This is a genomic window from Mesorhizobium sp. CA12 (assembly GCF_020165255.1).
Taxonomy (GTDB): domain Bacteria; phylum Pseudomonadota; class Alphaproteobacteria; order Rhizobiales; family Rhizobiaceae; genus Mesorhizobium.
Genome location: NZ_JAIUHT010000008.1, coordinates 50,005 through 70,283 on the forward strand (window position 1 = coordinate 50,005; position 20,279 = coordinate 70,283).

The 20,279-nt window shown below is 65.3% G+C and carries 16 protein-coding genes; 12 read left to right on the forward strand and 4 right to left on the reverse strand.

Annotation, left to right across the window (positions count from 1 at the left end):
• Positions 1-115: 115 nt before the first annotated feature.
• The 5 genes from LB520_RS15065 (at position 116) to LB520_RS15085 (ending at position 4,922) form a co-directional block, all read left to right on the forward strand.
• Positions 116-1,420, forward strand: a complete 1,305-nt coding sequence (locus LB520_RS15065; protein ID WP_224638007.1) for an ABC transporter substrate-binding protein — start codon at positions 116-118, stop codon at positions 1,418-1,420.
• A 215-nt stretch (positions 1,421-1,635) separates the two neighbouring features.
• On the forward strand, positions 1,636-2,517 hold the full coding sequence (locus LB520_RS15070) for a branched-chain amino acid ABC transporter permease (RefSeq protein ID WP_224638008.1): 882 nt from the start codon (positions 1,636-1,638) through the stop codon (positions 2,515-2,517).
• Positions 2,514-3,476 (forward strand): branched-chain amino acid ABC transporter permease, encoded by a 963-nt coding sequence (locus LB520_RS15075; protein ID WP_224638009.1) that lies wholly within the window; start codon positions 2,514-2,516, stop codon positions 3,474-3,476. The genes LB520_RS15070 and LB520_RS15075 overlap by 4 nt, the downstream gene beginning before the upstream one ends.
• Entirely contained in the window at positions 3,473-4,201 is a 729-nt protein-coding gene (locus LB520_RS15080; RefSeq protein ID WP_140846411.1) for an ABC transporter ATP-binding protein, read from the forward strand. The genes LB520_RS15075 and LB520_RS15080 overlap by 4 nt, the downstream gene beginning before the upstream one ends.
• Positions 4,194-4,922, forward strand: coding sequence for an ABC transporter ATP-binding protein (locus LB520_RS15085; RefSeq protein WP_224638010.1), 729 nt, complete (start codon positions 4,194-4,196; stop codon positions 4,920-4,922). Before LB520_RS15080 ends, LB520_RS15085 begins: the two co-directional genes overlap by 8 nt.
• Before the next feature lie 239 nt (positions 4,923-5,161).
• On the opposite strand, the gene LB520_RS15090 is transcribed toward LB520_RS15085, so the two are convergent.
• Together LB520_RS15090 and pncA are read right to left on the reverse strand one after the other, a co-directional pair.
• The gene (locus LB520_RS15090) at positions 5,162-6,583 is read right to left on the reverse strand and encodes a sodium:proton antiporter (protein ID WP_224638011.1); all 1,422 of its coding nucleotides are present in this window, start codon (positions 6,581-6,583) and stop codon (positions 5,162-5,164) included.
• A 324-nt stretch (positions 6,584-6,907) separates the two neighbouring features.
• The gene (gene pncA / locus LB520_RS15095; protein WP_224638012.1) at positions 6,908-7,522 is read right to left on the reverse strand and encodes a bifunctional nicotinamidase/pyrazinamidase; all 615 of its coding nucleotides are present in this window, start codon (positions 7,520-7,522) and stop codon (positions 6,908-6,910) included.
• Positions 7,523-7,823: 301 nt separating this feature from the next.
• Here pncA and LB520_RS15100 point away from each other — a divergent pair, with 301 nt between their 5' ends.
• The 6 genes from LB520_RS15100 to LB520_RS15125 all read left to right on the forward strand — a co-directional run bounded on the left by LB520_RS15100 (position 7,824) and on the right by LB520_RS15125 (position 14,948).
• The gene (locus tag LB520_RS15100; RefSeq protein ID WP_224638013.1) at positions 7,824-8,681 is read left to right on the forward strand and encodes an FAD binding domain-containing protein; all 858 of its coding nucleotides are present in this window, start codon (positions 7,824-7,826) and stop codon (positions 8,679-8,681) included.
• A 62-nt stretch (positions 8,682-8,743) separates the two neighbouring features.
• Positions 8,744-11,491: a molybdopterin-dependent oxidoreductase gene (locus LB520_RS15105; RefSeq protein ID WP_224638123.1), complete on the forward strand. Its 2,748-nt coding sequence runs from the start codon at positions 8,744-8,746 to the stop codon at positions 11,489-11,491.
• The gene (locus LB520_RS15110; RefSeq protein WP_224638014.1) at positions 11,488-13,029 is read left to right on the forward strand and encodes a 6-hydroxynicotinate reductase; all 1,542 of its coding nucleotides are present in this window, start codon (positions 11,488-11,490) and stop codon (positions 13,027-13,029) included. The genes LB520_RS15105 and LB520_RS15110 overlap by 4 nt, the downstream gene beginning before the upstream one ends.
• On the forward strand, positions 13,029-13,913 hold the full coding sequence (locus LB520_RS15115) for a UPF0280 family protein (protein ID WP_224638015.1): 885 nt from the start codon (positions 13,029-13,031) through the stop codon (positions 13,911-13,913). Before LB520_RS15110 ends, LB520_RS15115 begins: the two co-directional genes overlap by 1 nt.
• A complete protein-coding gene (locus LB520_RS15120; RefSeq protein WP_224638016.1) occupies positions 13,906-14,490 on the forward strand; it encodes an amino acid synthesis family protein in 585 nt (194 codons plus the stop codon). The genes LB520_RS15115 and LB520_RS15120 overlap by 8 nt, the downstream gene beginning before the upstream one ends.
• A complete protein-coding gene (locus LB520_RS15125; RefSeq protein ID WP_224638124.1) occupies positions 14,487-14,948 on the forward strand; it encodes a MarR family winged helix-turn-helix transcriptional regulator in 462 nt (153 codons plus the stop codon). Before LB520_RS15120 ends, LB520_RS15125 begins: the two co-directional genes overlap by 4 nt.
• 259 nt (positions 14,949-15,207) lie before the next feature.
• On the opposite strand, the gene LB520_RS15130 is transcribed toward LB520_RS15125, so the two are convergent.
• Entirely contained in the window at positions 15,208-16,896 is a 1,689-nt protein-coding gene (locus LB520_RS15130; protein ID WP_224638017.1) for a hydantoinase B/oxoprolinase family protein, read from the reverse strand.
• Position 16,897: 1 nt separating this feature from the next.
• Positions 16,898-18,970, reverse strand: a complete 2,073-nt coding sequence (locus LB520_RS15135; protein ID WP_224638018.1) for a hydantoinase/oxoprolinase family protein — start codon at positions 18,968-18,970, stop codon at positions 16,898-16,900.
• Between the two features lie 222 nt (positions 18,971-19,192).
• On the opposite strand from LB520_RS15135, the gene LB520_RS15140 reads away from it, so the two are divergent.
• Entirely contained in the window at positions 19,193-20,020 is an 828-nt protein-coding gene (locus LB520_RS15140; RefSeq protein WP_224629680.1) for a ferredoxin--NADP reductase, read from the forward strand.
• Positions 20,021-20,279 lie beyond the last annotated feature (259 nt).

Genomic DNA, 20,279 nt, shown 5'->3' on the forward strand with positions numbered 1-20,279 from the left:
GCCACGTCGCGGCTTTGGTGATTTAGTTTGTACACATGCAATTTTCCCATCCTTCGGAAGGGGATGGCTTAGCCGCCTTATCGCTGGTCAAGACTGAAAAAACAGGGGAACCGACATGGCTGACAAGAACGGATTTTTCGACCTCTCCAAGACGACGCTGTCGCGCCGCGCCGCGCTGAAGGGTATCGCCGCCGGGGCCGGCCTGGCGCTGGCGCCGGGCTTCGTCCGTTACAGCCAGGCGCAGAGCTCGGCGCCGATCAAAATAGGCTTCCAGTTGCACCGCACCGGCATCGGCGCCGCCTATGGTCGCTGGTACGAGAAGACCAGCGCCGCCGCTGTCAAGGCGATCAACGACGCCGGCGGCATCAGCGGCCGCAAGGTCGAGCTGGTCATCGAGGACGACGGCACCGATCCGGCGCGCGGCGCCGAGGTGGTCAACAAATTCGCCAAACAGCACAAGACCGACATCGTCTTCGGCACCTTGTTCTCGCATGTCGTGATCGGCTCGGCGCCCGCCGCCGGCGAGAACAAGATCCCCTATTTCGTCGTCAGCGAAGGCCATCACGTCGCCTCCACCAAGCTTAACCGCTACGTCTTCCAGCCCGGCATCACCGACGTGAAGAGCCAGATCCAGTCGATGGCGCCGTGGATCGCGGCGAACGCGGGCAAGAAGGTGACGCAGATCTTCCCCGACTTCGCCTTCGGCTACGACCATCGCGACTACCTGCCGCCGGCGCTGAAGGCGCAGGGCGCCGACGTGATCGCCCAGATCGCCATCCCGCCGACGGAGTCGTCCTTCACGAAATATTTCCCGCAGATCCCGGCCGAGACCGAGGTGATCTACCATGTCATGGTCGGCCCTGCGGTGCTGACCTTCGTCAAGGAGCTCGGCGAGTTCTACGGCTCGCAACGGCCGCAGCTCTTCGGCTTCATCGACTCGCTCGAAGCCGTCGACATCAACAGCCCCGGCCTCGAATTCCTCGACGGCAGCCATTTCTGGGAAGGCTCTCCGCGCTATGCGCAGCCTGACGATTCTGCGGCGCAGAAAGCCTACCGCGCCGCGGTCGGCATCGACGACAACGGCGCCGCGGTCGGCGACCCCAAGGACGTCTCCACCGCCGCCCACATGTTCGGCTGCTGGGAAACGCTCTACGTGGTCAAGAAGGCGATGGAAGACGCCGGCTACAAGGGACCCGAAGACCGCGCCAAGCTGGTCGAGGCGACCGAGGCGCTGAAGGAGTTCGCCGAAGGGCCGGAGCATCCGCAGGGACCGAAGACCTTCAACGGCAAGATCCACCAATGCTTCGGCGTCCAGAACATCTCCAAGGTCGAAGGCGGCAAGCTTAAGGTCGTCCACAAGACCAAGATCGAGGACGGTCTCTACGAGCCGGAAGGGGACTACACGACGCAGGCGCTGTGAGCTTAGCTGCTCCTGCAAACGTGAGCGCCAAGGCACCCCCCTCTGGCCTGCCGGCCATCTCCCCCGCAAGGGGGGAGATCGGCAGTTCGTGCGAAGACGGCCACCTATCGGCCTTTGCGATTGGCGAAAGCGGTAGGGACAGCCGATCTCCCCCCCTGAGGGGGAGATGCCCGGCAGGGCAGAGGGGGGTGCCTCGCGCATCCGTTCGCGTTTAGATGCACTTCGGACCCCATCTCCTCCTCGCCGCCCTCGAAGGCTTCGTCACCTCCGCCGTGCTGGCGCTGACGGCGCTTGGCCTGTCTCTGGTGTTCGGCGTCATGCGCGTCGTCAATGTCGCGCATGGCGAGTTCTTCATGCTGGGCGCGGTGCTCGCCTGGGCGGTTTCGACGGCGATTTCCGGCCACCCGGCGATCGGTTTCATCGCCGCGCTGGTGATCGCGCCCTTGCTGGTCGGGCTGGTCGCGCTGATTGCCGAACGCCTGGTGCTGCGCCGCCTCCACTACAATCCCGAAGGCACCATCGTCGCCACCATCGGCATGCTCTACATCATCCAGCAGCTGGCGCTGACCTTCTATGGTCCCGAGGCGCGCCCGGTCGAGCCGCCTTTCAGCTACCGCATTCTCCTGCCGTGGTTCGGCTATTCCGGCTACAAACTCTCGGTGGTCGCCGCCTCCGCCATTCTGCTGGTCATCACCTGGCTGGTGCTGACGCGAACGAAGATCGGCCTGATCATGCGGGCAACCCAATATGACCGCGAGACGGCGCAGGCCTTCGGCATCCCGGTCGAGCGCGTCTATGCCGGCGTCTTCGCCGTCGGCGCCATGCTGGCGGCGATCGCCGCGGTGCTGATCGTGCCGATCAGCCAGGCCCATTACCTGATGGGGCAGGATCCGCTGCTGCTCTCCTTCATCGTCGTCATCATCGGCGGCCTGGGATCGCTGCGCGGCACCGTGGTGGCCGCCGTCCTGATCGGCCTTTCCGACGGCATCATCTCGATGTTTTTCTCGCCGACCCTGGCGAAGATTATCGCCACGCTGGTCGTCGCCATGGTGCTGGTGTTCCGGCCGCAAGGCCTGTTCGGGACCACGCCGCGATGAGGGATGCTTCGCCGGCAAAGACCTATGCGCTGCATGTCGGCGTCATCGCGCTGCTGTTCGCGCTGAACTTCGTCCTGCCGGACTACCACCAGGGCCTGTTCGCCCGCATCATGGCGCTCGCCGTCTTCGCCATGGGCTACAATCTGCTCTTCGGCTATGTCGGCCTGCTCAGCCTCGGCCACGCCATGTTTTTCTCGGCCGGCCTCTACGGCGCCGGCTTGACCGTCTATCATCTCGGCTGGGGCGTCCCGGAAGCTTTTGTCGCCGGTATCGCCTGTGGCGCGCTGCTCGCCCTGGTCATCGGCCTGCTGGCGCTGCGCACGTCCGGTGTTGCCTTCATGATCGTCACCATGATGTTCGCCCAGGTCTTCTATCTGCTCATCCTCTATTTCGCCGCATGGACGGGCGGCGACCAGGGCTTGGTCATCCAGCAGGCGTCGCGGGTGATCGCGATCGGCGGCGCATCCTTCGACCTGACCGACCCGACCGTGCGCTACATGAGCGCGCTGGCGCTTTTCTCGATCATTCTGCTCGTCACCTTAGCCGTCGTCCGCTCCCGCTTCGGCCGCGTGCTGGTCGCCATTCGCGAGAATGAGGAGCGCACCAAGATGCTCGGCTACGACACGGTCGCCAACAAGCTCGCCGCGGTCGTCGCCTCCGGGGCCATCTGCGCGGCCTCGGGCGCGGCCTATGCGCTGCTGTTCGGCTATGTCGGCTCGAGCTTCGCTTCCGTGCAATATTCCATCCTGCCGCTGCTCTGGGTCCTGCTCGGGGGTGCCGCGACCACGCTCGGGCCGCTCGTAGGCACGCTGTTCATGTATTATGTCACCGACATCACCAGCGGCTTCACCTCCGCCTATCTGCTGATCGTCGGCGTGGCGCTCATCCTGTTGGTGCTGTTCTTCCCAAAAGGCATTCTGGGCAGCATCCGCGAGCGCTGGCTGAGGTGGCTGCCATGATGCCGCTGCTCACCACCAAGGGCCTGTCGCGCCATTTCGGCGGCCTGCGCGCCGTCGACGGCGTCGACTTCGCGCTGATGCCGGGCGAGATCCGCGCCATCATCGGCCCCAACGGCGCCGGCAAGACCACCTTCGTCAGCCTGCTCTCAGGCCGCATCCGGCCGTCCTCCGGAATGGTCGTCTTCGACGGCGCCGACATCACCGCCATGCCGGCTTACAAAAGGGTTCGCCTCGGCGTCGCCTATACATTCCAGATCACCAGCGTCTTCGCCAATCTCACCGCCTTCGACAATGTCGCGCTGCCGGTGCAGCGCACGTTGACCGACGGCCGCACGAAGGGCCAGGTGAGAAGCGGCGTCATGGCGGCACTCGAGCGGACCGGCCTTGCCGACCGCGCCGGCACGCTTGCCGGGCAGCTTTCCTATGGCCACCAGCGCCTGCTCGAAGTCGCGATGGGCCTGGCGCTGAAGCCGCGCCTGCTGATCCTCGACGAGCCGACGCAGGGTCTCGCCGACAGCGAGATCGACAATTTCATCATGCTGGTGCGCGAGATCGCCAGGGACGCTACGGTGCTTTTGATCGAGCACAACATGCCGGTGGTCATGCAGCTTGCCGACCGCATCACCGTCTTCAATTCGGGAAAGATCCTCGCCGAAGGAACGCCGGGTGAGATCCGCGCCAACACGCAAGTTCAGGATGCCTATCTCGGGGCGACCCATGGCTGACTCCATTGGAGCCAATGGCGGATTGCTCACCATTTCCGGCCTCGATTGCTTCTACGGCGAGGTGCAGGTGCTCTACGGCCTCGATCTCATCCTCAACAAAGGCGAGGTGCTTTGCCTGTTCGGCCGCAATGGCGCCGGCAAGACGACGACGCTGAAGGCGATCATGGGTCTAGTTCCGGCGGCTGCCGGCTCGATCAGGCTGGACGGCAAGGAACTGACCGGGCTCGCCGCGCATGACGTGCCGAAGGCCGGCGTCGCCTATGTGCCGCAGGGCAGGCGATTGTTCGCCGAGATGACGGTGGCGGAAAACATCGAGATCGGCCTGATGGCGCGCGGCAAGGGCAAGCAAACCCGCGAGAGCGTGCTCGATCTCTTCCCGTTGCTCAGGGAGCGGCTGAGGCAACGCTCCGGCACACTCTCCGGCGGCGAGCAGCAGATGCTGGCAATGGCCCGCGCGCTCTGCCTCGAGCCGCAGGTGCTGCTGCTGGACGAGCCGACCGAAGGGCTGATGCCCTCGATGATCGCCAAAATCCGCGAGACGGTGGCGAAGCTGCGCGAGCTTGGCGTCTCGACCATCCTGGTCGAGCAGCGCGTCGACGCCGTGCTCTCGGTCGCCGACCGCGTCTCGTTCATCGAGAACGGCCGCAATCGCGAGACGGTAGAGGTCGAAGCACTGCGCGCCGACCCGTCGGCGGTGCGCAGGTATGTGGGGGTGGGATAGGCGCGCCGAATGCGCGTCGGTGCCAAGACTATCGGCGGCTGCGCTGCCCCTCATTGCCCTACCGGGCATTTCTCCCCGTGAACGGGGAGAAAGAAGCTGGCCGCGACCTCGGCGGTCATTCTGCAACGTTGGTGATTGGCGAAATCGGCGATGCCAGCCCCCTTCTCCCCGTTCACGGGGAGAAGATGGCGGCAGCCAGATGAGGGGCAGCGCCGGCGGTGGAAATTGAGTAGCTCAGCTCATCGAAAAAACATTAACCCGGCGATCAAGAACGTCGGGATCAGCACCAGCCCCGACCACGCCATATAGCCGAAGAAGCCGGGCATCTTGAAGCCGCGATGCCGGGCGATGGCGAAGACCATGAAGTTCGGCGCATTGCCGATATAGGTGTTGGCTCCCATGAACACGGCGCCCGCCGAGATCGCGGCCAATGTCGAGGCGGCCTCGGTCATCAAGTGGTGCGCATCGCCGCCGGCAAGCTCAAAGAACACCAGATAGGTCGGCGCATTGTCGAGAAACGACGACAACGCCCCGGTCAGCCAGAAATAGGCGAGATTGTTCGGCTGACCGTCGGCGGATGTGACCAGGGCCACCAGCGGCGCCAGCGCGCCGTTATGGCCGGCTCGCAGGATGGCGATCACCGGCACGATGCAGGTGAAGATGCCGGCAAAGAGTTTCGCCACCTCGGCGATCGGCTCCCAGGTGAAGCCGTTCGCCTCGCGGTGGCTCTTGTACGACACCTTGAGGGACAGCAAGGCGAGCGCCAGGATGATGGCGTCGCGCACCAGGTTCTGCAGCTCGAGGCCGACGCCGAGGATCGGGATGCTGATGCCCGGCTTCCAGCTCGCCGAAAGCAGGATCGCGCCGATCACGCCGGCAAGCAGCGGCAAATTGGCCAGGCCGCGCAAGCGCACCTTCGTGTCCGGCGTCGGGTCCTTGATCTTCGGCATGCCGCCTTCGCGGCGATGCAGCATGATGTCGAGCGCCAGGAAGACGGTGAGCACCAGCCCGCCGCTGAACAGCGTCTCGCGCCACAGATTCGCGGTCGTCCAGAAGAAATCGACGCCGCGCAGGAAGCCGACGAACAGAGGCGGATCGCCAAGCGGCGTCAGCGAGCCGCCGATGTTGGAGACCAGGAAGATGAAGAAGATCACCACATGCGCGTTGAACGGCCGGTTGTCGTTGGCGCGCAGCATCGGCCGGATCAGGATCATCGAGGCGCCGGTGGTGCCGATCACCGAGGCAAGCAGCGCACCGATGAGCAGCAGGCCGGCATTGACGAGCGGCGTGCCGTGGATGTTGCCGGCAAGCAGGATGCCGCCCGAGATGGTGTAGAGCGCGAACAGGAGGATAATGAAGGACAGATATTCGGTAAGCAGCGTGTGCAGCACCGCTTCGCCTGCCGACGGAAGGCCGAAGGCGATCGTCAGCGGCACCACCGCCAGCATGGCCCAGGCAGCGGCGATCTTGCCGTAATGATGCTCCCACGCATGCGGGAAAAGCAGCGGTCCGGTCGCGATCGACAAGAGCAGGCCGGCAAAAGGCAATCCCCACCACAGCGGCATCGCGGCGCCCGGCAGCCCGTGAATTTCGGAGGCGAGAGCCTGGACCGGAAACAGCACTGAGATTGCGAGCGCGGCGAATGAGAAAAGCCCCCTCATTTGGCCGCTCCGCGCTCTCCCTTCTCCCCTTGTGGGAGAAGGTGGATCGGCGCGATAGCGCCGAGACGGATGAGGGGTGTTCCAGCGGAGTGAGACGTCGGCGTTCCCTGGAACACCCCGCGCCTTCGGCGACACCACCCGGCCCTTCGCTGGCTCAGGGCGTTCGAAGTTCGAAAAGCCAAGCGATTGGCTTTTCGTCCGCTACGCGGACCTCTTCTCACCCCACAAGGGGAGAAGGGGGAACCCGCATCTTGGCCCCGCAAACTGGTGGCCTCTCCCCACCAGGAAGATACGAAAGGAACCGTCGCTTGCCCCACGATCCGGTCAGTCCGCCGAATGGTCTTCGAGCGTCACGCCGGCGTCGCGCATCCGCTTCAGCATCGCCTCGACCGAGCCGTTGAGATCGATGCCGCGGCAGGCGTCGAGCCGCACGGTCGTCCTGAAACCCTGCTTCACCGCGTCGAGCGCAGAGAAGGCGACGCAGAAATCGGTGGCGAGGCCGACCAGGGTGATCGTGTCGATGCCGCGTTCCTTCAGATAGCCTCCGAGGCCGGTCGGCGTCTTATGGTCGTTCTCGAAGAAGGCGGAATAAGAATCGATCGCCGTGCGGAACCCCTTGCGGATCACCAGTTCCGCCTTGGTCCACGCCAGTCCCGAATGGAAATCGGAGCCGAGGCTTCCCTGGATGCAGTGATCGGGCCACAGCGTCTGCGGCCCATATGGCATCTCGATGCCCTCGAAAGACTGCTTGCCCGGATGGCTGGAGGCAAAGCTCGAATGCCCGGCCGGGTGCCAGTCCTGGGTCAGGATTACGTGCTCCGTTCGCCGGATCAGGTCGTTGACCAAAGGCACGATCTCGTCGCCGCCGGCAACCGCCAGCGCGCCGCCGGGGCAAAAATCGTTCTGCAGGTCGATGACGATGAGCGCTTCTTCGGCCATGCGGTCCCTTTCGTTTCGGCCCTCTCGTCTGGCTTGGGGCACCTGTCCAAAAGCCGCTGACGCGACCGGACACGGAACCTTGACCAGATGGCCGGCGGCGTCAACCTCCGGCGCCATAACAATCGCGTTCAACTCTTCGCGGCGCCAACTCCGGCTTTGACAATTCCGGCCGGCCTGATATCATTTGCATACGAATGAATTTGACTGGTCCGGAGACCGGCAAGAAGACCTGAAGCGGCACTTCGGGAGGCCTGGGGAAGGCCTAAGGTCTGGGAAGGCGCAATTGTCTGGAAGGCAGAGCGTGATCCGTTACGCAAAACCCACCACGGTCGACGAAGCGCTCGCTTTGCTTGGCGAGGACCGCTGGCGCATTCTCGCCGGCGGCACGGATTTCTATCCGGCGCAGGGCGCGAAACCCTTCCGCGACAACGTCCTCGACATCAACGCTCTCGCCGAACTGTGCGGCGTCGCCGAAACGGACGGGCATTGGCGGATCGGTGCCCGCACAACCTGGACCGATATCGTGCGCCAGCCGCTGCCGGCGGCGTTCGATGTGTTGAAATCGGCCGCGCGCGAGGTCGGTTCGGTCCAAATCCAGAATGTCGCCTCGGTGGCCGGCAATCTCTGCAATGCCTCGCCGGCAGCGGATGGCGTGCCGGCGCTTTTGGCCCTCGATGCAGATGTCGAATTGCGCTCGGCGAAAACCATCCGCCATCTGGCCCTCGGTGACTTCATCCTCGGCAATCGCCGCACGGCGCTTCGGCCGGGCGAGATGGTCACCGCCATCCGCGTGCCGAAGCGTTCCGCTGCCGGCAGCTCGGCCTTCGTCAAGCTCGGCGCCCGGCGCTATCTCGTCATCTCGATCGCCATGGCCGCGGCGCGGCTGGTGGTCGAGAATGGCGTCGTCGCCGATGCGGCGATCGCCGTCGGCGCCTGCTCGGCAGTCGCCCGCCGTCTCGCCGGTGTAGAGAAGGCGCTGCGCGGGCAGCCAGTTACTTCTGCCCTTGCCGATGCGGTGCTATCCGCGCCGATCGACGAACTGTCGCCGATCGCCGATGTGCGTGGCAGCGCGGAATACCGACAGGATGCCGCGCGCGAGATCGTATCCCGCGCGGTGCGCGCTGCGATCGGTCACGGCGAAAGCAAGGTGGCCGCATGAGCATGACCCAGTCCGGCGCTGCCAAATCCGGCATGGCTCAATCCGCCATGGCCCGGTCCGGCATGGACCGCTCCCAGATCGCCTTCGAGGTCAACGGCGCCGCCGTCAGCGTGTCGGTGCCGCCGGTCAGGCGGCTGTCGCAGGTGTTGCGCGACGAGTTGCGGCTGACCGGCACCAAGGTCGGCTGCGATGCCGGCGACTGCGGCGCCTGCACGGTGCTGGTCGACGGCAATCCGGTCTGCGCCTGCCTGATGGCGGTGGCCTCCGTAGCCGGCGCCTCCGTCACCACTGTCGAGGGCCTCGCCGATGGCCGGCTGTCCGCCTTGCAGGCCTCCTTCCTCGAACATGGTGCCGCGCAATGCGGCATCTGCACGCCCGGCCTGCTTGTGGCGGCCACCGCGCTGCTGGACCGCAATCCCACGCCGAGTGAGGCCGAGACGCAGGACGCGCTGGGCGGCGTCCTTTGCCGCTGCACCGGCTACAGGAAAATCGTCGCGGCGGTGATGCAGGCCTCGCAGCACATGAACAGCGTGGATCTTCGCCTGCCGGAAGCCGGCCATGCCGTCGGTGCCTCGCCGATCCGGCTCGACGGCGTGCCGAAAGTCACCGGTGACGAAAAATTCGGCGGCGATTCCTTCCCGTCCGACGCACTGGCGGTGCTTGTGGTGCGCTCGTCGCATTATCATGCCCGCTTCAGCTTCGGCGATCTCGATGCTTGGTCAAAAGCGCACCCCGGCATCGCCGGCGTCTTCACCGCAAAGGACATTCCGGGAAAGAATTGCTTCGGCGTCATCGGCCCCTTCGCCGACCAGCCGGCGCTGGCCGAGGGCTTTGCGCGCCTGCGCGGCGAGGCCGTGGCGCTCGTCGCCGGCGAGCGCGAAGCGATCCTCGATCTCGATCTGACGGATTTCCCGATCGCCTGGACCGAGCTGCCGCATATGCTGCAGCCGCGCGATGCGAAAGCTGACGGCGCGGCACTGATCCATCCGCACCGACCTGCAAACCTGCTCACCTCCGGCTATGTCGAGCGCGGCGATCCCGATGGCGCGCTCGCCGGCGCAGCGGTCACTGTCTCCGGCGCCATCGAGACCTCCTTTGTCGAGCACGCCTATATCGAGCCGGAAGCCGGCTATGCTTATATGGACGGCGACACGCTGGTCGTCGTCGCCTGCACCCAGGCGCCCTACATGGACCGCGACGACACGGCCAAGGTGCTGGGCCTTCCTGTGGAGAAGGTCCGTATCGTGCCGACGGCGACAGGCGGCGGCTTCGGCTCGAAGCTCGATGTCTCGCTGCAGCCTCTCATCGGCCTCGTGGCGATGAAGACCGGGCGGCCGGCGGCACTTGCCTACACGCGCAACGAATCGATGATGTCGACCACCAAGCGCCATCCGGCCGAGATGAAGGCGACCATCGGCGCCGATGCCGAGGGCCGCGTCACCGGCATGGTCTTCGAGGGCGATTTCAACACCGGCGCCTATGCCAGTTGGGGCCCGACGGTCGCCAATCGCGTGCCGGTGCATGCCTCCGGCCCTTACCTCACGCCGAACTACCGGGCTACGGGCTACGCCATCCACACCAATGGCCCGATCGCCGGCGCCTTCCGCGGCTTCGGCGTGCCGCAAGCCACCATCATGCAGGAAACGCTCTATGACGAGCTCGCCGCAAAGCTCGGCATGGATCGTCTCGATTTTCGGCTGAAGAACTGCCTTCGTAACGGACACGAAACGGTCACCGGCCAACGCCTGGAATCAGGTGTCGGTATCGGCGAATGCCTGGAACAGCTCAAGCCGCACTGGGCGCGTGCGCTGGCGGACGCGGAGGCGTTTAATGCCACCCATACGGCAAGCAAGCGCGGCGTCGGCATCGCCTCCTGCTGGTATGGCTGCGGCAACACCTCGTTGCCCAATCCTTCGACCATCAAGGTCGGCATCTCGGCCGCGGGTGACGTCATCCTGCACCAGGGCGCGGTCGACATCGGCCAGGGCTCCAACACGGTGATCGCCCAGATCTGCGCCGACGCGCTCGGCCTGCCGCTGGCCAGTTTCAAGCTGAAGAGCGCCGACACCGCCATCACGCCCGATGCCGGCAAAACATCCGCCTCGCGCCAGACTTTTGTCACCGGCAAGGCCGCCGAGAAGGCCGGAAGGGCGTTGCGCGAGAAGATCCTGCGCTTTGCCAATGTCTCGGAACAAGCGACGATCGCGCTCGACGGCACCAGCATCTCCATCCGCGAAGGCGATGCCGCGCGGCGCATCGATCTCGCGGGGCTGAAGGCCGATGCCGATGGCTTCGTTTTCGCTGCGGAAGAAACCTACGACCCGCCGACGCTGCCGCTCGATGCCAAGGGCCAGGGCAAGCCTTACGCGGTCTACGGCTATGGCGCGCAGATCGCCGAGATCGAGGTCGATCTCAAGCTTGGCACCGTCAAGTTGATCAAGATCACCGCGGCGCATGATGTTGGCAAGGCAATCAACCCGGTCCTGGTCGAAGGCCAGATCGAAGGCGGCATCGCGCAAGGCATCGGCATGGCGCTGATGGAGGAATATATCCCCGGCCGCACCGAGAACCTGCACGACTATCTCATCCCGACCATCGGCGACGTGCCGCCGGTGGAGCATATTCTCGTCGAAGTTCCGGATCCTGAAGGTCCTTTCGGCGCCAAGGGCCTGGGCGAGCATGTGCTGATCCCGACCGCTCCGGCGATCCTCAACGCCATCCGTCATGCCACCGGTGTCCTGGTCACCAAGGTGCCGGCGACGCCGAGCCGCATCCTGGCGGCGATCCGCGAGAAGGAGGCGCGCCGATGAGCGAGCTTGCCGAACGTTTCGAAACCCACGATCCCGGCGAGAAGCAGGTGGCGGAAAAGATCCGCTGCGATGCCTGTCCGGTCATGTGCTACATCGCCGACGGCCGTACCGGCGCCTGCGACCGCTACGGCAATGTCGGCGGCCGCATCGTGCGCATGGATCCGCTGACCATCCTCGACCACGCGGCCGAGACGGGCGGCGCGGTCGTGCCTTTCGTCGCCGAGGGCGAAGCCTGGAACGGCGATCTGGTCAACACCGGCCGCCGCTTCGTCACCGCGATCGGCGCCGGCACCACCTATCCGGACTATAAGCCCGCGCCCTTCATCGTCAGCCAGGAGGTCGAGGGCGTCGATCTCGTCACCGTCGTCACCGAAGGCATTTTTTCGTACTGCGGCGTCAAGGTGAAGATCGACACCGATCGCCACATCGGCGACGAGACGGCGACCGTGCGCTCTGAAGGCGAGGCGATCGGCCATGTCACGACGGGCGAATACGGCTCGCAAATGCTGTCGCTCGGCGGCGTCCATCACCTCACCGGCGGCTCGAAGGCAGAAGGACGCGCCACCTGCGACGCGCTGCTCAATCTCTGCAACCGCAACCCGGTCGAGCTCACCATCGACGGCGGCGCGACGGTCATCGTCGAAGCCGGCAAGGCGCCGGTTATCGACGGCAAGGTCGAGCACCGCATGCGCGTCGGCTGCGGCTCGGCGACCATCGGCATGTTCGCCACGCAATGGCGCGGTCTCGTCGACGAGGTGGTGGTGGTCGACGACCACATCACCGGCGTCGTTTCCGAGCACCAGGCCGGCAAGGTGCTGGGCTGGGAGGATACCGGGATAAAGATCATCGGCCGTCGTTCGACCCCCGGCCGCTATTTCAAGGTGTCCGAGCCCGGCCTCGGTTGGGGCGGCACCACGATCTCCGATCCGCTGTCGATCCTCGGCGATTGGAACGCCAAGAAGGGCGCGCGTCCCGGCCTGTCGCTGCTGATGGTCTCGACCACCGGCGAGCAGTTCGCCTATTACGAGCTGGACGACCAGCTGAAGCCGGTCCAGAAGCCGTTTCCCGAGCGGCTGCAAAAGTCCGTCGGCCTGATCGAGGACAATTGCGAGCCGGCTTTGTGTACGGTTCTGTTCATCGGCGGCGCCGGCGGCTCGCTGCGCGCCGGCGTCACCGAAAACCCGGTGAACCTCACCCGCTCGGTGCAAGGGTTGAAGACCTATGTGACCGTGGGCGGCGCGCCGGTCTATGTCTGGCCGGGCGGCGGCATCACGCTGATGGTCGACGTCACCCGCGTGCCGGAAGGCGCCTTCGGCTATGTGCCGACGCCGGCGCTGGTGGCGCCGATCGAATTCACCATGCGCCGCGACGATTATGTCCGGCTCGGCGGCTATGAGAACGAGATCCGCAGCATCGAGGACATCCTCGCCAAGGGCGGCGAATATCTCAACCCACGCCGCGGCACGGGCGCGCCGGCCGATAACCCCTGGCCGCCGTTGGCGCAGTTGCGGCGATCAGCGGCGAATGGTGCCGGCTGATGAACGGCCCGCAGGCGCATTGGCTTGCCGACGGCAGGCGGCTCCATCTCAACCATGGGCCGATCGATCTGATCGTCGAGGCCTTTGGGGAAGCGGATGAATGCCGCGCCGCCTATGAGCAGGCGGTCGCCCGCTTTCAGACAATCCTGATCGAGGTGGTCGAAGAGCTGCCCGAATTGCGCCTGCCGGCCTTCTTCCTGGCGCCGCGCGACTTCGCCGGCCCGACCGCGCGCCGCATGGAGGCTGCCGTCATGCCGTTGGCAGAATGCTTCATCACGCCGATGGCCGCCGTTGCCGGTTCGGTAGCCGACGAAATTCTCAGCTCAATGCTCGCCGGCCGCCGGCTCGACCGCGCTTACGTCAACAATGGCGGCGACTGCGCTCTCCATCTTGGCATCGGCCAGACGATGACGGTGGCGATCGCCGGCACCGGGAATGGCATGGCCGACCGCGTCTCCATTCGCGCCGAGGACGGCGTGCGCGGCGTCGCCACCAGCGGCTGGCGCGGCCGGTCGTTTTCGCTGGGCATAGCCGATGCGGTCACGGTGCTGGCGCCGACGGGCGCCGAGGCCGACGCGGCGGCAACGCTGATTGCCAACGCCGTCGATCTGCCCGGACATCCCGCCATTGCACGCGCCGCCGCGCGCGATCTGGCGCCAGACAGCGATCTCGGCGAGATGCTGGTAACACAAAGCGTCGGCCCGCTTGACGCCGCCGAAATTGCGCGCGCGCTGGACAACGGCCTTGCCGTCGCCGAAGATTTTCGCCGGCGCGGCCTGGTCGCCGCATCGGCGCTGTTTCTGGCGGGCGAGGCCCGCATCAGTGGCTCGGTGACGCTCGCTGCGCCCAATAAACATAAAGCGAAGGAAACTGCCCATGCCTGACTTTCCGATCCGCAAGGTCGCGGTCTTGACCGAGGAGATTTTTCACGACGGCGGACCGGTGGTGAAAGAACCCCGCCTGCGCGCGGCGGCTCTTGCCGTGGTCAAGAACCCCTTCGCCGGCCGCTATGTCGAGGATTTGCAGGGCGCGATGGAGGACCTGAAGCCGCTCGGGCTTCTGCTCTCGGACAGGCTGATCGCGGCGCTCGGCGGTGACGTGAAGAAGATCGACGGCTACGGCAAGGGCGCCATCGTCGGCACGGCAGGGGAGCTGGAGCACGGCGCGCTGTGGCATGTCCCTGGCGGCTATGCCATGCGCGAGCGCCTCGGCGACGCCAAGGCGATCGTGCCCTCGGCCAAGAAGGTCGGCGCCTTCGGGTCAAGGCTCGACGTGCCGCTCGGCCATATCAACGCCGCCTATGTGCGCAGTCATTTCGACGCCATGGAGGTCGGCATCAGCGACGGCCCGCGTCCGGACGAGATCCTGTTCTGCCTCGCCATGACCTGCGGTCCGCGCGTCCACAACCGCATGGGCGGCCTGGCTGCCGAGGATATCAAGGCATGGGACGGCTTGAGATGAGCGGCGAGGACAATTTGCTGCGGCTGGTCGAGGCCGAGGATAGCGACGAGAACAACTACCACCTGCAGGACCAGGTCGGCTTCATCCTGCGCAAGGCGCATCAGCGCCATGTCTCGATCTTCGCCTCGCATATCGGCGACCTGACGCCGCCGCAATTCGCCGCTTTGGCCAAGCTTTACGATATCGGCGAAACCTCGCAGAACCAGCTCGGAACGCTGATCGCCATGGACGCCGCAACCGTGAAGGGCGTCATCGACCGGCTGAAGGCGCGCGGGCTGGTCGAAGTCTCCAAGCATGAGGTCGACAAAAGGCGGCTGCTGGTCAATCTGACGCCGGAAGGCCGCGAGGCGATCGAGCGGCTGATCCCGCTCGCGCGCGCAATCACCGAGGAGACGCTGGCGCCGCTGACCGCCAAGGAGACCGCGACGTTCCTGCGGCTGCTGGCGAAGCTGGCGTGAAGGGTTGCTTTCGAGAGGGTGACACCTTTTTGCGCCGGCGGGACAGCACCCCCCTCTGGCCTGCCGGCCATCTCCCCCGCAAGGGGGGAGATCAGATGTCATCTCGGCCTTCGCAAATCTCCGGCGTTGAAGAGAGAGCGCCAAGGCTGAAACTGCCAATCTCCCCCCTTGCGGGGGAGATGCCCGGCAGGGCAGAGGGGGGTGTGAAGGAACTCGACGGAAGCGTGTCGGCACCTTCGATCGATCGTTAGCCGTCCGCCTACACGTCCACCCCGAACATCTCCCTGGCCTGCTCAGCCGTATAGTACCCGAGCCTGACATCCTCGGCGACCAGCTTCGGGTCGCGCTCGCGCGGATCGCCGTAACCGCCGCCGCCGGGCGTGCCGACACGCACGCGGTCCCCGGCCTTGAGCGCGATGTCCTGTTCCTTGGAAAGATGCGGCGGCACATGCGCTTCGCCGCCTCGGAACACGGTGACGCTGTTCGGCGCGCCGTCCCTGCCGCCGAGCGCGCCTTGCGGCCCGAAGCGGCCGTGATCCATGACGAATGATGCGCGCGCTTCGCCGCGCAATAGCTCGACTTCATAGGCGAGCCCGAAGCCACCGCGATGTTTTCCCGCGCCGCCGGAGCCTTCGCGCAAGGCGTAATGCCGGTAGAGCACCGGAAAAGCCTGTTCCATGATCTCGACTGGCGGCGATTTCGAAATGCCGATCGTCGAGCAGCCATTGCTCAACCCGTCATGGCCGGCATTGCCGCCATAACCGCCGCCCGAGATCTGGTACATGACATAGTCGCGCCCGCGCGCCGGATCGTTGCCGCCGAGGGCGAAATTGCCGCTGGAGCCGGCGGGCGCCGCCGTCACCTTTTCCGGCAGCGCCTGCACCATCGCGGCGAATACGGCTTCGGCGATGCGCTGCGAGACCTCCGCCGCGCAGCCCGAGACCGGGCGCGGATATTTGGCGTCGAGGAACGTGCCTTCCGGCCGCTTGACGTTCAGCGGCTCGAAAGCGCCGGCGCTGATCGGCACTTCCGGGAAGATATGCCGCATGGCCAGATAGACCGACGACAGCGTCGTCGCCAGCACGCTGTTCATCGGTCCGGCGCAGGGTTTCGATGAGCCGGCAAAGTCGAAGGTCAGCGTGTCGCCCTGCTTCTCGACGGCGAGATTGATGGTCAGCGGCTCGTTCACCACGCCGTCGGAATCGACGAAGGCCTGCGAGCGGTAGACGCCGTCCGGGATCACGGCGATCGAGGCGCGCATCTGCTCAGCGGCGCGGCGGCGAAGTTCGGCAATGGCCTCAACGACGGTTTCGTCCCCGTAACGATCCAGGATTTCGTTGAGCCTGTCCTGGCCGATCAGCAGCGCCGCAGCCTGCGCGCGGATGTCGCCGATGCGCTGGTCGGCGACGCGGATGTTGGAACAGATGATGGCGTAGATTTCCGGATCGAGCGAGCCCTGCTTGAATAGTTTTACCGGCGGCAGGCGCAGGCCTTCCTGTTCGACCGCCGTGGCCGAAGCGGAGAAGCCGCCCGGTACCGAGCCGCCAATATCCGGCCAGTGGCCGGTGTTGGAAAGCCAGCAGAAGATCTTGCCGCCGCGATAGACCGGCATGACGAAGCGCACATCCATCAGATGCGTGCCGCCGAGATAGGGGTCGTTGACGATGTAGATGTCGCCGGGCTCGGGCGGCAGGCATCGTCCGTTGGCGATCATCGCGATCACCGTCCTGGTCGAGTATTGCATGACACCGACGAAGACCGGCAGGCCCTGGCTGCCCTGCGCGATCAGCGACCCATCGACGGCCGAATAGATGCCGTCCGAACGGTCATTGGCTTCCGCGATAACCGGCGAGAAGGCCGCGCGCGAGAAGGTCAGGTCCATCTCGTCGCAGACCTGCTGCAGCGCCGCCTGCAGCACCGAAAGCGTGATCGTATCGAGCTTTGCCATCTTAGCCCTCACCGATGTCGATGATGATGTTGCCGTCGGCATCCGAGCGCGCCCGGTCGCCGGGTTCGAGCACGGTGGTCGCATCCATCTGTTCCAGGATCGCCGGACCCTCGATTGTTATATCGAGCGGCAGTTTTTCGCGGGCATAGACCGGCGTGTCGTGCCAGGTCCCGTGATACCAGACCGGCCGGATTTCGCGCCGCGCCTCCTCGAGCGTGGCGGCACGTCCTGCGGGGTCGATCAGCCGCGACAGGTCGATCTGCGGCCGCACGCCGGTAACCGATGTGTTGAGGTTGACGAGGTTGGCGCGGATCTCCGGCAACTCGACCTTGAAGCGCGCGAAATAGGCTTTTTCGAACAGAAGCTGCAGTGTTTCTCGTGAAACCGACGAGGAGGGCAGCGGCACGTTGATGATGTGCGTCTGGCCGACGAACTGCATGTCGGCCGAATGGGTGACGCGGATCGCGTCGGGTTTCACCGCTTCCTTGGCAATCAGCGCCTCACCTTCGTTACGGTGCCGTTCCAACACCTCGCGAAGCGCGGTTTCATCGAGGCCGCCGACCGGCTGGTTGATTGTGTTGACGAAGTCGTGCCGCAGATCGGCCACAACGCAGCCGAGCGCGTTGGTGATGCCCGGGCGCGCCGGCACGAGCACCCTCGGCAGGCCGAGCTCGCGGGCGAGCGCCGTCGCGTGCAGCGGTCCGGCGCCGCCGAAGGCGAACAGCGCGAAATCGCGCGGATCGTGGCCGCGCGAGACCGACACTATGCGGATCGCGCCCGCCATCTTCATGTTGCCGAGCCTCAAGACGGCACCCGCCGCTTCGACGCCGGAGAGGCCTGTGCGCTTGCCGATCTTGTCCTCGAAAATCCCGGTGACGCGCTCGACCGTGACCGGATTGTCGACCGCCAGCAATTTCTTCGGCGCCAGGCGGCCGAGCACCAGATTGGCGTCGGTGATGGTCGGCTCGATGCCGCCGCGCCCGTAGCAGATCGGGCCTGGGTTGGCGCCGGCGCTTTCCGGGCCGATCTGGATCAGCCCGGCCGCATCGACGCGCGCGATCGAGCCGCCGCCGGCGCCGACGGTGTGCACCGCCACCATCGGCACATGGATCGGCATCGCATATTCGATCTCGATCTCGTTCGACACGGCAGGTTCGGCGTTGCGGATCAGCGCCACGTCGGTCGAGGTGCCGCCCATGTCGTAAGTGACGAGATTGCCGAAGCCGGCGCGTTTTCCCGTATAGGCGGCGGCGATCACGCCCGACGCCGGGCCGGACATCACGGTCTTGGCCGATTCCAGCGTGACGAAGCGGGCCGAGATCATGCCGCCATTGCCGTTCATGATCAGGAAGTCGCGGGCGTAGCCCTTTGCCGCCAGCTCCTTGCGCAGCCGCTCGACATAGCGCTCCAGGATCGGCTGCACCGAGGCGTTGACCGCCGCGGTGACGCCGCGCTCGAACTCGCGCGCTTCCGAAAGCAGCGCATGGCCGGTGGTGATGTGGCCGTTCGGCCAGAGCTCCGCCGCTATCTCTGCCGCACGCCGCTCATGCGACGGGTTGGCGTAGGAGTGCAGGAAATGGATGACCAGCGACTCGCAGCCGGCGTCGAGCAGCGCCTTCACCGCATCGCGCATCTCGGCTTCGTCGAGTTCAATGCGCACGGCGCCCGACGCCTCGACCCGCTCCGACACTTCAAGCCGAAGGTCACGGGGAATGACGGGGACAAAAGTGCCCGTCATCCCATAGGCCTGCGGCCTCGTGCGCCGCCCAAGCTCGATCACGTCGCGAAAGCCTCGGGTGGTGATCATGCCGGTCCGCGCCAGGCGACGTTCCAGCACGGCGTTGGTCGTGGTCGTCGTGCCATGCACGATGAGGTCGATGCCGTCGATCGGAAAACCGGTGGTGCCAAGTGCCGCGACGACGCCGAAGGCCTGGTTTTCCACCGTGGTCGGTCTCTTGGCGATATGGACCTTGCCGCCCGCCTTGCCGTCGATCAAAAGCAGATCGGTGAAGGTTCCGCCGACATCGATGCCAGCCACGACGTTTCCCGCCGACGCCGAAAATTTCTCATTCATTGCCGAAACCCGAAATGCCAGGACTACGGATATGCCTCGGTTTGGAAAGGCGTTTTACGCTGCTATCTTGACCTGGAGATCATTTGTATACTAATAAATTCCGGACACAAGAGCTTACCGCTTGACAGTGTGCAGGGAGCACGTCGGAACCTGACCGTTCGGGCGCGCACGAGAAGGTTTGGCGCCCAGTGCGTTTCATCTGGGCCGGAAAGTTGGGTTGGAATGAACACGACATCCGCGTTGAACGTCGCCGGCGCAAAGCCGCTGCAGTTCCCGATCCCGGCCAATGTCTATGCCGAGACCGTGGTGTCGGTGAAGCATTATACCGATCGGTTGTTCTCCTTCCGCATCACCCGGCCGCAGTCGCTGCGCTTCCGCTCCGGCGAGTTCGTCATGATCGGCCTGCCCAATGCCGAGAAGCCGATCTTCCGCGCCTATTCGGTCGCGAGCCCCGCCTGGGACGACGAGCTCGAATTCTTCTCGATCAAGGTCCCGGACGGTCCGCTGACGTCCGAGCTGCAGAAGATCGAGGTCGGCGACACCGTCATCATGCGTCAGAAGTCGACCGGCACGCTGGTGCTCGACGCGCTGACGCCCGCCAAGCGCGTGATCATGATCTCGACCGGCACCGGCATCGCGCCCTTCGCCAGCCTGCTGCGAGACCCCGATACTTACGAAAAGTTCGACGAGGTCATTCTCACCCACACCTGCCGCGACAATGCCGAGCTCACCTATGGCCAGGAGTTGGTGGCGGCGCTCGAAAGCGATCCGCTGATCGGCGAGCTGACCGGCGGCCGCGTCACGCTCTATAATTCGACGACCCGCGAGGAATCGGCGCGCATGGGCCGCATCACCGCGCTGATCGGCTCGGGCAAGTTCTATTCCGACCTCGGCATCGACAAGCTCAACCCAGAGACCGACCGCATCATGATCTGCGGCTCGATGCACATGCTGAAGGACGTCAAGGAACTCGCCGAAAGCCTCGGCTTCCAGGAAGGCTCGCTCAGCCATCCGGCCAGCTTCGTCGTCGAGCGCGCCTTCGTCGGCTGAGACATATCGCGGTCCGCCTGCTCTGTTGGAGGCGTCTGAGATTAGCGACGGCATTCGCGCTTCGTCATTCTAGGGCGGAGCAAGGAGCGGAGCGACGCGCGCAGACCCTCCATGCCGTTACGCTAAGGCATTGCGGCGGTTACGGAATTCTGCACCGTTGCACTCTGCGGCAGAGGTCACGGCATGGATACTCGGGTCAAGCCCGAGTATGACGAAGGGATGGGCATTTCGGCCAATCTCCAACGCATGGAGCGCCTAC

Bases quoted from the DNA above. Each gene is read 5' to 3' on its own strand.
- LB520_RS15065 (WP_224638007.1), top strand. From the start codon at position 116: ATGGCTGACAAGAACGGATTTTTCGACCTCTCCAAGACGACGCTGTCG.
- LB520_RS15070 (WP_224638008.1), top strand. From the start codon at position 1,636: ATGCACTTCGGACCCCATCTCCTCCTCGCCGCCCTCGAAGGCTTCGTC.
- LB520_RS15075 (WP_224638009.1), top strand. From the start codon at position 2,514: ATGAGGGATGCTTCGCCGGCAAAGACCTATGCGCTGCATGTCGGCGTC.
- LB520_RS15080 (WP_140846411.1), top strand. From the start codon at position 3,473: ATGATGCCGCTGCTCACCACCAAGGGCCTGTCGCGCCATTTCGGCGGC.
- LB520_RS15085 (WP_224638010.1), top strand. From the start codon at position 4,194: ATGGCTGACTCCATTGGAGCCAATGGCGGATTGCTCACCATTTCCGGC.
- LB520_RS15090 (WP_224638011.1), bottom strand. From the start codon at position 6,583: ATGAGGGGGCTTTTCTCATTCGCCGCGCTCGCAATCTCAGTGCTGTTT.
- pncA (WP_224638012.1), bottom strand. From the start codon at position 7,522: ATGGCCGAAGAAGCGCTCATCGTCATCGACCTGCAGAACGATTTTTGC.
- LB520_RS15105 (WP_224638123.1), top strand. From the start codon at position 8,744: ATGGACCGCTCCCAGATCGCCTTCGAGGTCAACGGCGCCGCCGTCAGC.
- LB520_RS15110 (WP_224638014.1), top strand. From the start codon at position 11,488: ATGAGCGAGCTTGCCGAACGTTTCGAAACCCACGATCCCGGCGAGAAG.
- LB520_RS15115 (WP_224638015.1), top strand. From the start codon at position 13,029: ATGAACGGCCCGCAGGCGCATTGGCTTGCCGACGGCAGGCGGCTCCAT.
- LB520_RS15120 (WP_224638016.1), top strand. From the start codon at position 13,906: ATGCCTGACTTTCCGATCCGCAAGGTCGCGGTCTTGACCGAGGAGATT.
- LB520_RS15125 (WP_224638124.1), top strand. From the start codon at position 14,487: ATGAGCGGCGAGGACAATTTGCTGCGGCTGGTCGAGGCCGAGGATAGC.
- LB520_RS15130 (WP_224638017.1), bottom strand. From the start codon at position 16,896: ATGGCAAAGCTCGATACGATCACGCTTTCGGTGCTGCAGGCGGCGCTG.
- LB520_RS15135 (WP_224638018.1), bottom strand. From the start codon at position 18,970: ATGAATGAGAAATTTTCGGCGTCGGCGGGAAACGTCGTGGCTGGCATC.
- LB520_RS15140 (WP_224629680.1), top strand. From the start codon at position 19,193: ATGAACACGACATCCGCGTTGAACGTCGCCGGCGCAAAGCCGCTGCAG.